Consider the following 14,190-nt stretch of genomic DNA (forward strand, 5'->3'; position numbering starts at 1 on the left):
GATGAAAGGACAATTAATGCAGACAAGGAGTTGAAGAGAATGCCTGAAATGACGCCGCATATCGGCCTGAAGAAACCCATAGCGACCGAAACTGCGGACATATCCGTTATTAACGACAATATGGATATGATCGATTCGGCTTTGGGCGATCTATCGACGGTTCCAACGACGGCAAAGGACGCAGCGGGAGCGATTGCAGAACTACACAGCGAGATTGAAGCGATTGACGTAAATATCCCCGATGCCACGTTGACAACGAAGGGAAAGGTTCAACTCAGCAGTGCGACCAACAGTACAGCAGAGGATCGGGCAGCGACGCCGAAGGCGGTCAAAACGACTATGGATGCGGCTGTCGCAGCCCAAACCACGGCGAACGCTGCTCAAGCCAAATCAAACGCAGCGCTTCCGGCATCGAGTTATACGGCGGCTGACATACTTGCCAAGCTTAAAACCGTTGACGGCGTTGGTAGTGGTTTAGATGCCGATTTGTTAGCGGGTCGAAATAGCTTGCAGTATGCACATGCAGGCACAGTGAATGCCGCTCAACTAAACAATTCGGTATTTCCTGCGGGACTTTACGTGACAAATGAAGCTCTTAGTTTAGGTCTGCCATGGCTCTGGGCTCACATTATTAACCTTAAACATGCGAGCCAAGACGGCTATAATGCTCAAATTGCAACTCCATTAGATGTAACATCAGGAGACATGTATGTGCGTTATTCTGTTGGTACTGCCTGGACAACGTGGAAACGCATATGGACGGATAACGCTTTGAGAGTTAATGCCGGACAGCTCGAATTTTACGATGGGGGGACGTGGAAACCGGTGGCAAATAACGGAATTTCGGTAGCTAGTAATACGGTGCAATTTGAAGATGCTACTGAGCGCACAACGACAAACAGCACCGGAATACTGGTTTGTAAGTATGCGCCGAAAGCGAGTGGGGAAATTGTAGTATCCGCTGAAGTAAGAACGTTGGATGGAGTTTCCAACCAAACAACGTTCTTACATGCTATGTCTGCATACAGGAGACAAGGTGCGAGTTCTGTTTCGGGTGAAATCGGTAATTTATCGTCACTCGGGGCGGCATCTCCGGATTGGCGCACACCACTAGGGACAAACATGTCCAGTAGGACTATTTTAGACGAAACCATTGGATCATGGACAACTTCCACGTACGCGGCGATTAGCCGGTCCATAGTTGTATTCGAGGGAGTGCCAGTTTACCTCGCGCTAAGCCGATCCAATACAGGTGGGGGCCAGGCGTTCATGCGCAACTTAAAAATTAGCTACGACATTGTGAGGTGACGAACATGATAGCGATAATTTACAACGGCAACGCAGTTTTGGGCTACCACTTAACTCCTGACCTCGAAGAAATGGCGGAGTTGGGGACGACGTACGACCTGTTGGACGAAGTACCAACCATCGTACTTGATACTCCACCCGACCACTACGTAGAGCGGACTGGCGAAGGTGAGTATAGGTTGATGGCGCTTCCGCGAGTCCCCCCAGACCGCATTGAGCAGCTCGAAACCGAAAACCTTGAATTGAAACTCGCACTTGCGGAACTGGCCGAAGCGCAACAGACAGACAGACAGGTCGACGTTAAGTTCGCACTTGCGGAGTTGGCTAAAATCTTAAACGGAGGTGCGTAACTGTGGTTAAAATCTACTATGACCTGATCAAAGCCAGATTGCGTACGATTGATGACGTTCCGATCCGCTAGCGAGACGATGTGCAGAAAATGATCGAGGCAGATATGTAAGGCTCCGCATCTTAAACAATCAGCCCGGGGCTCAGGTTCTCGGGCTACTTTTTTTTGATAAACCCAGACTTAGTAATTCATCAAAAGCCGACCTGTTGGCCGGCTCGATCGCTGAGGCGTTCACGCCTCAGCGGTATGCTCTGTGCGATTTCCTGATGAAATAATATACGATGTGATAAGTCCAATAACACACAAGACGTAAAAAAACAGAATTATTTCTTAATCGGGTTTGAAATAGTCGTAGTCGGAGTGCGTAATTTTATTGGTTCTTTTTGTTTAAAATTAGTTGAGATTAAGCCGCCTGTTATTTCACCTGAAAAGAAATCAGCATTTCCATTTACGAGATTGCTAATGTGGTTATAATTGTCCTGTATTTTCAATTTACCCTCAACACCGTCTAATCTATTATTCATCTGTTCAATACTATTTAGTATAAGTCTTGTTTCGTTTGATATCGTCGATTGAGCAGTCAATTGCGCCGGAGAAATGTTAAGCATTGAAACCAGAGAGTTAATCTGTCCATCGTCTTTTCCATGCGATTCATATGTATTAATCAATGATTTGGATATTCTCTCAACAGCAGACGTCACGTTATCTATTCTAAGTTTATGATCATATTCTTCGTCACGCACTGGAGAAATATCAAATACCCTTCCGGTTATATCATCCTTGATTAGTACTGCAGGCAAGTTAAAAGCTTGTCTGATACCTAACTCATAAAACACATTTGCATTCTTTGAACTCAAATCGCATATTACCATTTCGGATTCAATAATCTTTTTTAATATATCTATTACAATTACATTTGCTTGTTTAACCTCGTCTGCCCGTATTGGGATAAACCCAGCAGCAAGGCAAGCAGGTTTTATGATGTAATCATAAACTCGACTAAAATGACCATTTCCATATGCTTCAATTTCTGCGATAGGCATAATCACAAAACAAGTTTTACTGTTAAGCGATGTGTCCGAGGTCACAACATCCTCATCCCCGTTATTATTGTTCGACAACAAATTATACCCCCCCTTTGGAAATTGTACCAATTATCAACAAAATGAGCGTACTCCATAAGGAAAAACTCGTCAACTAGTCTCATTATTTATATTAAATCACAAACTCTGGTGACCTCAACATTCCCTTCCGCGTCCAATTACGGAACCGCACCCGCGCATTAATGCTCGGCTCCAAATACACGTAATTCCGATCCTCTCCCGTCTTGAGCCTATCCGCCAGCCCGTAAAATGCCCGCTTATGCTCGTTTGGCACCGCAAGCTCTATGACCCCAACCGGACGGCCATTGTGCTGCGCAATCCAACCAAATTGATTTTTGCGATATCCAGAAATCTGGATAGTGGCGTACGTATAGTTAATGATCTTGAGCCAATCGGCGCTCCGCTGGCCGACGTACTTACTTGCCATCTTCTTGGCAACGATACCCTCCATGCCGCGCTGCTTAATCACGTCAAATAGAGCATTGCCCGTACTAGGGACACTCATGACGACGCTGCAGTAGGGAGAGGGCCGCACAACCTCTGAAAGTATCATCTTGCGCTCTGTGAGCGGCAGCGCCCGCAGATCCCGTCCTCGATAATGTAAGATGTCAAATATATAGTAATGTACCGGATTGCTGATCATCGCTTGCTGGATTTCCAGTGGCTTTCGCTTTGAAAAACGGCTCTGTATTAACTCAAAGTCAATCGCTCCGGTCTCCGGATCCTGGCAAGCGACCTCTCCGTCCAAGACGACATCCGAGTGGTCTGCAATCAGCACGTCATGCAACTCGGGGTACCTGGCCGTCACATCGTTATTATTGCGTGTAAAAAGACGGACCTGCCCGGCCTCCACGGATAGGAGGTTGCGGTGTCCGTCGATCTTGGGCTCAAATAGGTATCTCTCGTCGTTAAAAGGGTCCTCGCGCTTTTCGAGGAGCATTGGGGGTATAAACATTGCGCACACCGTCCGTATATCTAAGCTGATATATCGATTGTATCATTCTGGCGCGAAGGTCGAAGCCGGTAAGTTATTGAATACATGGAAGTCGAGGGAAGCATAATATCATCAAATTCAGGAGGTGTAGTTACATATGGCAAGAAATAATCAATTAGTCGTGCAGCGGGCTCAGGCTGCTCTTGAACAAATGAAATACGAAGTTGCCCAAGAATTGGGTATCAGCTTTCAAGCGGATGGGTATAACGGTAATTTGCTATCCAGAGACGCTGGCCGTATCGGGGGCAACATTACCCGCAGATTGGTACAAATGGCTGAACAACAATTAAGCCAAGGTTTTAACGACTCATACAGTTTGGAGTATATGACCACTAAAGAGAGTGAAGGAGGCGGCGGAACTGGTGGTCGTGGAAGCGACATCGCTGAAGCTTACGGCCGCTTCACAAATGGGGGAAACAAGTACGGGGGACGTTAAAATAAGAAAGAGCAGAGGTTACCCCCCCTCTGCTCTTTTTAACAAATTACTAATTCACACCAGTCTTTTGAATAAAAATCTCCATCATCAAGCATAATAAAATCCTTCGTATGCTCCACGATCCGACCGGAACCGATCAGTTCACCTGCACGCCAAACCTCAACGGTCAGCCCGTTCAGGAAGGCGTTGTTTATCATTTTGACATCCATTATTCGTGCTGACTCCTACTGATCAAATCTGATCCAGGTATTTGGGGGCGGACTGCCGTTCTTTAACATACTTCATATCTTCACTTCTTTTTCTTTCGGCCAGCTCCGATTTAATTAATTGTGAAACCGCAGATTCTACCAATGTTTGGCTTTCGAAAATCCCAAACGTTTGCGATTTTAATGATCCCCGACAAATGCAGTGTGCTGGAGAAATTCCAAACGCCGCAATTTATCTTGGTAGCCATTTGGTGTCTAAATTATTCGACCAGCATCATTTTTAATCCTTTTTAATCGGACGAGAATAAGGAGGATTGTTGATTTATCAAGCATAAACAGTAATAATCAACAACTATCGCAATGCCAGTCTTTCCTCTCCCATGAGACCCTCGTCGCGAGACGGGGGTCGATTTTTTTGTGCTCACCAAAGCCGCAAAAGGCACGGCAAGAAAAAAAGCCGCCCTATGCGGCGGCATGCTTGGACTATTTAATCCTCTTTAGCTCGCGCAGATCGCTGTCATGTTCAAAGAAACGCATGGAGAGCGATTCAAGGATTTTGGCATGCTGTATTTGGTTGCGCTCAATTCGCTCCTGTGCGTCTTCTATGCGGGCGAGAGCTTGGCCTGCTTCCGATACGGCTTGTTGTATAGAAGGTAAGAGAGCAACGTCTTCTTTTGTGGCCATGTTTTGTTTGATATCCGCGATATCGTTCTTCATACTCTTTTGCTCGATTTCAAGTCTTTGCTGTCCGGCTTCGAGTTTCTGTTGCTCAGTTTCAAGTCTTAGCTGTCCGGCGTCAAGGTTCTGTTGACTGGCTTCAAGTCTTAGCTGCCCGGCTTCGAGTTTCTGTTGCTCGGTTTCAAGTCTTAGCTGCCCGGCCTCGAGTTTTTGTTGACTGGCTTCAAGTTTTTGCTGCCCGGCTTCAAGGTTCTGTTGGCTGGCTTCAAGTCTTAGCTGCCCAGCTTCGAGTTTCTGTTGACTGGTTTCGAGCTTTTGCTGACCGACTTCGAGGTTCTGCTGTCCGGTTTTTAAATCCTTTAGTTCGATCAAAATTTGTTGTAAAAGTTCCTCGCTCATTGTTACTGGCCCCCCCTTCAAGTTATAAGACTACTTAAAACGGGTACTACTTCAAAGAAGTACATTTCAGTGGTGCGCCGCAATCGACTTTTTTCGTCATCTGGTAGAGTTCGTATTTTCCTATTTTACACCTTGCGCTTCTGCCATCACAAGTCGTTCCTGACTTGATCGAGCCATAACCGCATTCCGAGTATAGAGAGCTTTTGCAACGAGGAAGTTTGTGGTAACATTACACCGTTAACTATCCTATAATCGCAAGACAGCAGGGGTTGAAGATATTGCGCGTCATTTCTGGACAAGCCAAAGGGCATCCGCTGAGAGCGGTGCCGGGTAACGGAACTCGTCCGACGACGGATAAAGTGAAAGAGGCGCTGTTCAGCATGATCGGGCCGTATTTTGACGAGGAGGAGCGTGTGCTCGACTTGTTCGCAGGCTCGGGAGGGCTTGGAATAGAGGCGCTGAGCCGAGGTGCGGGAAGCGCCGTATTTGTCGATTCCAGTCCGCAGAGCGTAGACGTCGTTCGCCGCAATTTGGAGTCGACCAAGCTGGCGGGCAAGGCGTCCGTATATCGAAACGATGCGAGAAGAGCGCTGAAGGTGTTGGAAAAGTCGGGGCTCCCGTTTGATTTGATTTTTTTGGACCCTCCTTATGCGATGAAGGATTGCAACGCTATTTTAACCGAAATCGCACAGAGAGGACTGGCGGCCGATTCGGCCATCGCGGTCGTCGAGCATCATCCGGATGTCAGCTATCCCGAAGCGTTCGAAGGTTTCATTCGTACGAGGTGCGCCAAATATGGGGAAATCGCCGTATCTATCTACCGTTATGAGCCTAACCAAGAGGCGCCAGCCGGAACAACTATGGAAACGACGGAGGAGGCGAACAAACGATGAACCGACAGCCATCCGGAACGGAAAATGAGTATCGCATCGCCGTGTATCCCGGGAGCTTCGATCCGGTGACGCTTGGTCACCTGGACATCATTCATCGGGCTGCGAAGCAGTTTGACAGGCTGATCGTAGCTGTGCTGAACAACACGACGAAGACGCCCCTATTCAGCGTGCAGGAGAGGAAGTCGCTGCTCGCGGAAGTGACGAAGGATTTGCCCAACGTGGAAATCGACAGTTTCCGCGATTTGCTCGTTCGTTATATGAGATCTCGCCACGCGAAAGTGATTATTCGGGGCATCCGTTCCGTAACGGATTTCGAGTACGAGCTGCAGATGGCTTCGACGAACCGTCAGCTCGACGAGAGCATCGAGACGGTATTTATGATGACCAATCCGAAATATTCCTACCTCAGCTCGAGCATCGTCAAGGAAATCGCCAAATTCCACGGCCCCGTTCACGATTTGGTCTCGCCGGTCGTGGAGGCGGAATTGAAAATCAAATACGATACGCCGGACGGCGCGATAGGCGAGTGAACCGGAGCGAAACGACCGAAGGAGCTATCCCGCGGCAGCAGGAAGGCTCCTTTTTAGCGTTGGCGTTTGTCCGGAGCGTCTTTGCCGGACGGCGTTTTGGGGCGGATGAGCGCGGCGAGCAGGGCGAGCAGGAGAAATACACCGAAGCTGGCGAGCGCAACCGTCATGCTCTCGGACATACGGCTCCAGCCGTTCGGCAGCACTCCCGCGAACGTCGACCAAGTCTCGGCATCGGCAGAAGGACCGGGCTGGCGTTCGGCGAACCACTTTTTAAAGGGCTCGGACAGAACAAGCTTCGCCAGCGGATAGACGACCAGCAGAGTCGCGGCCGAGTGAAGCAGGCGCGAGGAGATGATTTTCAGCCAAGGGAAGGGCTTGTTCAGTCCGAACGCCGCTCTGGCCTGAAGCAGGCCGCTCCACCCGGTCCAGGCGAGCGCAGCGGCAAGCAGCGCGCAGGCCTGTGCGGGGTCGGAGGTGAAAAGGGCGGATTTGCTGGTCTCGTAGGCGCCTAGATGAAGCTCGTATAGACCGGGGAACGGGAGCCACAGATCGTTGCCGGGAAGGAAGAGCTCAAGCAGGCGGATCACGACGGCGCACATCATCATCAGGCCGCCGATCGTCATCAGCATGCCGACGGCCCCGGTCACGGAGTCGGCGAGCAGCTTGCCCAGCGGGCGTCCATCCTCTTTGCGGCCGTCGGCTGCAGCGCGCGCGGCCCGCAACAGCAGCGCTTTGGGTTGGGTCACCGGAAGGGCCGGCACTCGCGGACCGCGCGGCTTGGCAATGCGCGACCAAACAGTGCCTGCCAGGATCGCCGCGAGCCACAGCCCAAGCGCAATCGCCCAGCCGAGTGCGGGAGCGTTGAGGAAGCCGAAGCCGATAACAAGCACGATGAGGAACGGATTGGGCACATGAGAGACGAGCAGGACAGTGTCAACGTCCTCGTCGCTGATCGTTCCATTGTCGCGGAGACGAGCGGTTTCCTTCGCTCCTGCGGGAATGCCGGCGGACCAGCCGAAGGCGATTGCCCAGCCCGCCGCTCCCGGCAGTCGGAACAGGCGGCGCGTGAGCGGCTCGGCCAGCGCGGCCATACCGTGAAGCAAGCCCGAGGCGGCGAGCAATTCAGCCAGCATAAGCGGGGGCAGCAGGCCGGGGAAGACGTTCTGCCACCAAATTTGCAGCCCGGATAAGGAAGCGCGAAAAGCTTCCCCGGGCGAATGGACGATTCCGGCCACGACGAGCATGGAGGCGGCGCCCAGCAGCAGAGAAAGGAAAATCGCGCGTTTGCCGTTAGATGGATTGGCCTTGGCCATTGCTTATCGCCTCCCGAATGCGTTGCAGGCACGTGCAGGTTGTTCAACTGGATGAACTACCTCTACAATGTACGCCCCGGGAGGGAGGGTTAGACCATCTTGTCCGACAGTCGGACGGGAGAGAGCGTGAAGTCGCGCAAAGCGTCGCTCGGCTGGGCGTTGCGATAGGCGAGGGAGTAAGCGCCGGTCGCCAGCGCTTCCATGGCCAGATAAGGGGAGTCGTGCTTGGCGGCGGAGGCGACGACGGGGACTTTTGCTTTCCGTCGCATGTCGCGGAGCAGAAGCCGGCCGCGTTCGGTAAAGCCAAGCACCCGGATATAGTCGACGCCGGCGGCAAGCCGCTCCGGGCTTAGCAGCTCCTTGCGATGGCCGAGCAGGATACGCAGCAGCGTCCGTTGCAGCTTCGTGCGGGTGTAGCGTTTCGTTTTGAGCGCCTCCAGCAGAGCCGCGACGGAATACTCGGGCAGCTCGGACAAAATGCCGCGAAGCCGATGCTCGAGTCCTTCGCTGACTTCGGCGAACTCGGCCAGCTCTGCTGCGGTATGGCGATACAGTTCGTGAAACAGCGGTCTAGCGAAGCTATCCCAATGAATGGGCGCCCGGCCGGCTTCCGTTTCGCGGCGCAGGATGGCCAAAGTAGAAGCGGGCACGTAGGCCGCAAGCTGGTCCAAGGAGCCGGATTCGCCGAGCAGCAGCTTGCGCAGGGCGGTGGCGCTGGCGATCTTCGCATCGGTAATGTCGGTTTGCCCGTAGCCGGACTTCTCGCGGCGAAGCGTATAGGGTACGATGGAACTATTCAGCTTGCGAAGCGCGATCAAATAATGGAGTCCGAGCGTATGGTTCGGCTGGGTAAGAGAATAAGCGTGCTCGCCCATGCCGCGTTCCTGCAAATAAGTCTCGGCCGCCGAGGAGAACGCCGAAGGATAAGGGAGTCCCGCCTTCAGAAGCTCCGACAGCAGCGTAGCGAACCTTTCGGGCTCCTCCGTCAGTAGAGAGGCCAGCTGTTGTAGAGAGGCCAGTTCTCCGCTCTCGCTGCCGAAGCAGAGCGAGTCAACGACGCCCGAAGCATCCAGCACGGATACGGCTCCGTAGGCGAACCATTGAGCCGGCTGCGAGCTGTAAGCGACAGGCAGCTCCAGCACGAGATCGCACCCGGCTCGAAGCGCCATTTCCGTCCGCGCCCACTTGTCCGCCAACGCCGGCTCTCCCCGCTGCAGGAAATTGCCGCTCATGACGGCGACGATATTTTCCGCTTGCGTTATTTTCTTCGATTGCTGTAAATGATAGAGATGACCGTTATGCAACGGATTATATTCTACGACAACGCCGACCGTGGACATATTCGTCTCCTTGCTGGGAATGAAATTTTATTTTCCACAATATAGCACGAGCAAGGGACGAAAGAGAAGCGGAGCTGTAAAGTCGCAGAAATTGTTGACAAACGAACCGAAATCTCGATATAATAAACTTTGTTTGTTTGGAGTGATCTAATTGTTGCTTAAAGTGCAAGAGCTGGCGTCCCGGAAGCTGCCGGTGAGCCTGCAAGGAACTCTGGACTTGACGGAGCTGTTCCGGAATCATCCGGAATTCCGTCCGCTCTCCCCGCTTGAATACGAGCTGACGGCTGTAGCCGTGGACGACTTGATCGTAGTGACGGGCCAAATGAGCTGCGACATGCACATGCAATGTTCGCGCTGCTTGGAGCCGATCGAAGAGACGGTCGGAGTTCCTTTCGAGGAACAGTTTCGGATTGTGGCGGAAGAGGATGAAGAAGCAAACGAAGATGTTGAAGAAGCCGTACCGGTAACGGAAGAGCGGATCGATCTGGCTCCTTACGTCATGGAGGAGTTTGTCGTCCAATTGCCCTACGCGCCCCTGTGCAGTGAGAGCTGCAAAGGGCTGTGCCCCGAGTGCGGGACAAACCTGAACGAACAATCGTGCGGCTGCAATACGGAGAAGATCGATCCTCGTATGGCTGCGCTTCAGGATTGGTTTAAATCTCAGAAAGAGTAGGCCCGGCGCAAGCCGTCGAAGCTTATTCGGACTGATAAGGAGGTGGCAGCATGGCAGTCCCTTTTGCGAAAACATCGAAAGCCCGCAAACACAAACGCCGGACCCACTTTAAACTGGTCGTTCCCGGTATGGTGAAATGCGATCAATGTGGAGAATTGAAAGTGTCGCACCGCGTATGTAAAGTGTGCGGTACGTACAAGTCCCGTGAAATTATCAAGCAATAAGCTTGAAACGCGTCTGGAATCACGACGGGCAAGCGCTTCGGCCGGCAACGACCGGCTCTGGCGTTACTTGCGGTCGTTGCATGCCGGCGCGTTTTTCTTTATACTCATATTGGCACCAGGTATTAAAATGTGAGTTTATGAATAATCGCTAAAGTTATTGACAATGGGCGTGGATCGAGCGAACAGGATCGAGCGCTGAAGGGAGTGGAGAGGCTTGGAGCGGCTTCCCAAAAGGCAGCGCCATCAACAGCTCAGCAAGCTGTTGGAAGAGAATCCGTTTCTAACGGATCGCGAGTTGACGCGCCTGCTTAAAGTGAGCATTCAAACGATCCGTCTGGATCGTCTGGAATTGGCCATTCCCGAGCTGAGGGAGCGCTTGAAGCTGATGGCGGAACGTTCTTACGATTCCGTTCGTTCTTTGCCTTTACACGAGGTGATCGGCGATATTCTCGATCTGCAGCTCGACAAGAGCGGCATCTCGCTGTTTGAGATCGCGGCGGAGCACGTTTTTTCCCGTTCGGGCATCGCTCGGGGACATCATGTCTTCGCGCAAGCCAATTCGCTCGCGGTGGCGGTCATCAACGACGAGATTGCACTGACGGCATCGGCGGACATTCGTTTCATCCGGCCCGCGCGGCTCGGAGAAAAATGCATCGCCAAAGCTTACGTCAGGTCGCACGGCGGGCAAAAAGGGAAGGCGAAAGTAGAAGTGTTTACATATGTCGGCGAGGAAATGGTGTTCCAGGGGAACTTTATAATTTACAGATCTGCCGGCGAATAGATAGCGACATCCTAAAGGAGTTGTACATGATGCGGATTGCCATAGATGCGATGGGAGGCGACCACGCGCCGCAGGCTCAGGTCGAAAGCGTTCTGGCTGCCGCGGCCGAGTGGCCGGACGTCCATCTGGTGCTGGTCGGGGATCCGGATGCAATTCGGCCATATCTCGGCAGCGGCATTCCGGACAATGTATCTATAGAACCTGCTTCCGAAGTGATTGGAAGCGATGACGAGCCGGTGCGAGCCGTGCGTCGCAAAGCGGATTCCTCTATGGTTGTGGCGGGCCGGATGGTCAAGGAAGGCCGCGCGGACGCCATGATTTCGTGCGGCAATACCGGCGCTCTGATGGCTACGGGGCTGCTCGTCGTTGGGCGGATGCAGGGCATTGAACGACCGGGGCTGGCCGCGATTTTTCCGACGCTCGACAATAAGGGGCTGCTAGCGCTTGATATGGGCGCGAACATGGACGCCAAGCCGGAGCATTTGCTTCAATACGCGCTCATGGGCAGCATGTATCGGAGCAAGGTGCACGGCATCGCCAAACCGCGCGTCGGATTGCTAAACGTTGGGACGGAAGCGGCCAAAGGCAACGAGGTGACGAAAGCGGCGTACGCCCTGCTGGAAAACGCTCCGGTTCATTTCGTCGGAAATGTGGAAGCGCGCGATGTGCTGGAGGGCGTATGCGACGTCATTATATGCGACGGCTTCTCGGGCAACATTTTGCTAAAGGCGATCGAAGGGGCGGCTCAGTCGATTTTTAAGCTGCTTCGCGAGGAATTGACCTCGTCCTTCGTATCGAAGCTGGCGGCCGGAGCGCTTAAGCCGAGCTTCCGTCGCGTTCGCACCCGGATGGATTACAATGAATACAATGGCGCCCCTCTGCTCGGTATCAACGGTCTGGTTGTCAAAGGGCACGGGTCGTCCAACGCAAGCGCCATGAAAACGGCGATCCGCCAGACGCGCACGGCGATAAGCAACAAGTTGATCGCGTCTTTGGCCGACGAATTCAGCGGAAAGTGAGAGAGTGCAATGAATGGAGTTTCCGTAGGCATTCTCGGAACGGGCAAATACGTTCCCGAGCGCCGGTTAACGAATGTTGAGCTGGAGCGGATGGTGGAGACTAACGACGAGTGGATCGTGACGCGCACCGGCATCCGCGAGCGCCGGATCGCAGCTCCTGAGCAAGCGACTTCGGATCTCGCTTACGAGGCGTCCGTCAAGGCGCTTGAAGCGGCGGACATTACGGCGGAGGAGCTCGATCTGATCATCGTGGCGACAATTACGCCGGATATGTTTTTTCCTTCGACGGCTTGCCTGCTTCAAGAAAAGCTTGGCGCCAAGAAGGCGGCGGCGTTCGATCTGTCGGCGGCTTGCTCGGGCTTTATTTACGGCCTGGCGAACGCGACCGGTTTTATCTCGATGGGGATGTACAAGCACGTGCTCGTTGTCGGCGCGGAATGCTTGTCCCGCATTACCGATTACGAGGATCGCAATACCTGTATATTGTTCGGAGACGGAGCGGGAGCTGTTGTGCTTGGTCCGGTAACGGGGGACCGAGGCTTCAAATCGTTTAAGCTCGGAGCGGACGGCGCCGGCGGAGAGTTGCTCCGCATTCGCGGCGGCGGGTCGCGCTGCCCGTCCAGCGGAGAAACGCTTGCGGACCGCAGCCATTTTATCGAGATGAACGGACGCGACGTATTCAAGTTCGCCGTGCGGGTCATGGGCAGCGCCGCCGAAGAGGCGCTTGCTGCTGCGGGGTACGAGAAAGCGGATATCGATTTGCTCGTTCCGCATCAAGCCAACATTCGCATTATTCAATCGGCATTGGAAAGATTGAACTTATCCGAAGATAAAGCCATGATCAATCTGGATCGGTACGGCAACGTATCGGCGGCCTCAATTCCTCTGGCGCTGGCGGAAGCGGTCGAGGAAGGTCGCGTCAAAGAAGGCGACACGATCGTGCTCGTCGGCTTTGGCGGCGGCTTGACTTGGGGCGCGGCAGTGCTGAACTGGTAAGAGGAGGAACCGAACTTGGGTAAAATCGCATTCGTATTCCCCGGCCAAGGCGCGCAAGCGGTCGGCATGGGGAAGGACGCATATGAGAGCAGCCCGGTCGCCAAGGCGACCTACGATCGGGCGGACGAGGCGCTCGGCTATTCGATCTCAAAGCTGAGCTTCGAAGGGCCGGAGGAGGAGCTGCGTCAGACGGCGAATACGCAGCCTGCGCTGCTCGCTACAAGCGTTGCGTTGTTGGAAATGTACAAGGAACGGGGACTGAAGCCCGATTATGTCGCAGGCCACTCGCTTGGCGAGTATAGCGCCCTCGTGGCGGCAGGCGTACTTGAATTCTCGGATGCGGTCAAGCTTGTTCGGGCGCGCGGGCTGTATATGGAGCAGGCGGTTCCGGGCGGTCAGGGCGCGATGGCGGCCGTGCTCGGAGCGGAACGCGCGGCTCTGCAGGCGCTCTGCACGGATATTACCGCGGCGGGAACGATTGTAGAGCTGGCCAACGTCAACTGTCCGGGTCAGATCGTCGTCTCCGGGTCGGCGGACGGCGTCGCCGCCGTCGTCGAACGGGGCAAAGAGGCCGGAGCGAAGCGGGTCATTCCGCTTGATGTGAGCGGTCCGTTCCATTCCTCCTTGATGCAGCCGGCAGCCGATAAGCTGGCGGAGGCGCTGGCACAAGCGGAATTCCGCGATGCGGCCGTGCCGGTCGTCGCGAACGTTCACGCCAAGCCGGTCATTTCCGGAGCGGAGCTTCGCGAGCTGCTTGTCAAGCAAGTCGTGTCGCCAGTACAATGGGAAGACACGATTGCGTATTTGATCGAGCAAGGCGTCGACACGTTCGTGGAAATCGGCTCCGGCACGGTGCTGGCGGGCTTGATCAAGAAGATCGACAAGTCCGTTCGGATCGTCTCGGTTAACAGCGCAGAGGCCGCTAGCGCAGCTGCGGAGTAAACGCCG

At 53.5% G+C, this 14,190-nt stretch carries 17 protein-coding genes and 1 pseudogene; 12 read left to right on the plus strand and 6 right to left on the minus strand.

Annotation, left to right across the window (positions count from 1 at the left end; translation table 11 throughout):
- Positions 1 to 39 precede the first annotated feature (39 nt).
- From DFP98_RS39435 to DFP98_RS40195, 3 genes are read left to right on the plus strand one after another with little or no spacing between them, the layout of a single operon-like run.
- Complete coding sequence (locus tag DFP98_RS39435) at positions 40 to 1,308, plus strand: pyocin knob domain-containing protein (protein ID WP_220377052.1); 1,269 nt, start codon at positions 40 to 42, stop codon at positions 1,306 to 1,308.
- 5 nt (positions 1,309 to 1,313) lie between these two features.
- Entirely contained in the window at positions 1,314 to 1,658 is a 345-nt protein-coding gene (locus tag DFP98_RS05025; protein ID WP_116059464.1) for a hypothetical protein, read from the plus strand.
- A gap of 2 nt (positions 1,659 to 1,660) precedes the next feature.
- Positions 1,661 to 1,729 carry a CD1375 family protein gene (locus DFP98_RS40195; protein ID WP_425455513.1) on the plus strand — a complete coding sequence of 23 codons (69 nt, stop codon included), beginning with the start codon at positions 1,661 to 1,663 and terminating at the stop codon, positions 1,727 to 1,729.
- 251 nt (positions 1,730 to 1,980) lie between these two features.
- Here DFP98_RS40195 and DFP98_RS05030 read toward each other — a convergent pair whose 3' ends face one another.
- Both DFP98_RS05030 and DFP98_RS05035 read right to left on the minus strand, forming a co-directional pair.
- Complete coding sequence (locus tag DFP98_RS05030) at positions 1,981 to 2,781, minus strand: hypothetical protein (protein WP_116059465.1); 801 nt, start codon at positions 2,779 to 2,781, stop codon at positions 1,981 to 1,983.
- A 91-nt stretch (positions 2,782 to 2,872) separates the two neighbouring features.
- Complete coding sequence (locus DFP98_RS05035; protein ID WP_116059466.1) at positions 2,873 to 3,715, minus strand: ATP-dependent DNA ligase; 843 nt, start codon at positions 3,713 to 3,715, stop codon at positions 2,873 to 2,875.
- Positions 3,716 to 3,851: 136 nt separating this feature from the next.
- Between DFP98_RS05035 and DFP98_RS39680 the strand changes: the two are divergent.
- Positions 3,852 to 4,046 (plus strand): annotated as a pseudogene (locus tag DFP98_RS39680) (alpha/beta-type small acid-soluble spore protein); the annotation flags it as partial.
- Between the two features lie 182 nt (positions 4,047 to 4,228).
- On the opposite strand, the gene DFP98_RS38915 reads toward DFP98_RS39680, so the two are convergent.
- Together DFP98_RS38915 and DFP98_RS05045 are read right to left on the minus strand one after the other, a co-directional pair.
- Entirely contained in the window at positions 4,229 to 4,399 is a 171-nt protein-coding gene (locus DFP98_RS38915) for a hypothetical protein (RefSeq protein WP_181917497.1), read from the minus strand.
- A gap of 480 nt (positions 4,400 to 4,879) precedes the next feature.
- Complete coding sequence (locus DFP98_RS05045; RefSeq protein ID WP_116059468.1) at positions 4,880 to 5,473, minus strand: hypothetical protein; 594 nt, start codon at positions 5,471 to 5,473, stop codon at positions 4,880 to 4,882.
- A gap of 251 nt (positions 5,474 to 5,724) precedes the next feature.
- Between DFP98_RS05045 and rsmD the strand changes: the two genes are divergently transcribed.
- On the plus strand, positions 5,725 to 6,366 hold the full coding sequence (gene rsmD / locus DFP98_RS05050; RefSeq protein WP_342772468.1) for a 16S rRNA (guanine(966)-N(2))-methyltransferase RsmD: 642 nt from the start codon (positions 5,725 to 5,727) through the stop codon (positions 6,364 to 6,366).
- Positions 6,363 to 6,896 carry a pantetheine-phosphate adenylyltransferase gene (gene coaD, locus DFP98_RS05055; RefSeq protein ID WP_116059470.1) on the plus strand — a complete coding sequence of 178 codons (534 nt, stop codon included), beginning with the start codon at positions 6,363 to 6,365 and terminating at the stop codon, positions 6,894 to 6,896. The genes rsmD and coaD overlap by 4 nt, the downstream gene beginning before the upstream one ends.
- A 53-nt stretch (positions 6,897 to 6,949) precedes the next feature.
- On the opposite strand, the gene DFP98_RS05060 is transcribed toward coaD, so the two are convergent.
- Both DFP98_RS05060 and DFP98_RS05065 read right to left on the minus strand, forming a co-directional pair.
- Positions 6,950 to 8,209, minus strand: a complete 1,260-nt coding sequence (locus DFP98_RS05060) for a hypothetical protein (protein ID WP_116059471.1) — start codon at positions 8,207 to 8,209, stop codon at positions 6,950 to 6,952.
- An 89-nt stretch (positions 8,210 to 8,298) separates the two neighbouring features.
- On the minus strand, positions 8,299 to 9,549 hold the full coding sequence (locus DFP98_RS05065; RefSeq protein ID WP_116059472.1) for a nucleotidyltransferase: 1,251 nt from the start codon (positions 9,547 to 9,549) through the stop codon (positions 8,299 to 8,301).
- 163 nt (positions 9,550 to 9,712) lie between these two features.
- Here DFP98_RS05065 and DFP98_RS05070 point away from each other — a divergent pair, with 163 nt between their 5' ends.
- The 6 genes from DFP98_RS05070 to fabD all read left to right on the plus strand — a co-directional run bounded on the left by DFP98_RS05070 (position 9,713) and on the right by fabD (position 14,184).
- Positions 9,713 to 10,222, plus strand: a complete 510-nt coding sequence (locus DFP98_RS05070) for a YceD family protein (protein WP_246016435.1) — start codon at positions 9,713 to 9,715, stop codon at positions 10,220 to 10,222.
- 50 nt (positions 10,223 to 10,272) lie between these two features.
- Positions 10,273 to 10,446, plus strand: coding sequence for a 50S ribosomal protein L32 (gene rpmF, locus DFP98_RS05075; RefSeq protein ID WP_094050747.1), 174 nt, complete (start codon positions 10,273 to 10,275; stop codon positions 10,444 to 10,446).
- A gap of 214 nt (positions 10,447 to 10,660) precedes the next feature.
- Positions 10,661 to 11,227, plus strand: coding sequence for a transcription factor FapR (gene fapR / locus DFP98_RS05080; protein ID WP_116059474.1), 567 nt, complete (start codon positions 10,661 to 10,663; stop codon positions 11,225 to 11,227).
- Positions 11,228 to 11,256: 29 nt separating this feature from the next.
- Positions 11,257 to 12,246, plus strand: a complete 990-nt coding sequence (gene plsX / locus DFP98_RS05085) for a phosphate acyltransferase PlsX (RefSeq protein ID WP_116059475.1) — start codon at positions 11,257 to 11,259, stop codon at positions 12,244 to 12,246.
- Between the two features lie 9 nt (positions 12,247 to 12,255).
- Complete coding sequence (locus DFP98_RS05090; RefSeq protein ID WP_116059476.1) at positions 12,256 to 13,242, plus strand: beta-ketoacyl-ACP synthase III; 987 nt, start codon at positions 12,256 to 12,258, stop codon at positions 13,240 to 13,242.
- Positions 13,243 to 13,257: 15 nt separating this feature from the next.
- A complete protein-coding gene (gene fabD, locus DFP98_RS05095) occupies positions 13,258 to 14,184 on the plus strand; it encodes an ACP S-malonyltransferase (RefSeq protein ID WP_116059477.1) in 927 nt (308 codons plus the stop codon).
- Positions 14,185 to 14,190 lie beyond the last annotated feature (6 nt).

It is taken from the genome of Cohnella phaseoli (assembly GCF_003386235.1).
In the GTDB taxonomy this organism is placed as follows: Bacteria; Bacillota; Bacilli; order Paenibacillales; family Paenibacillaceae; genus Cohnella; species Cohnella phaseoli.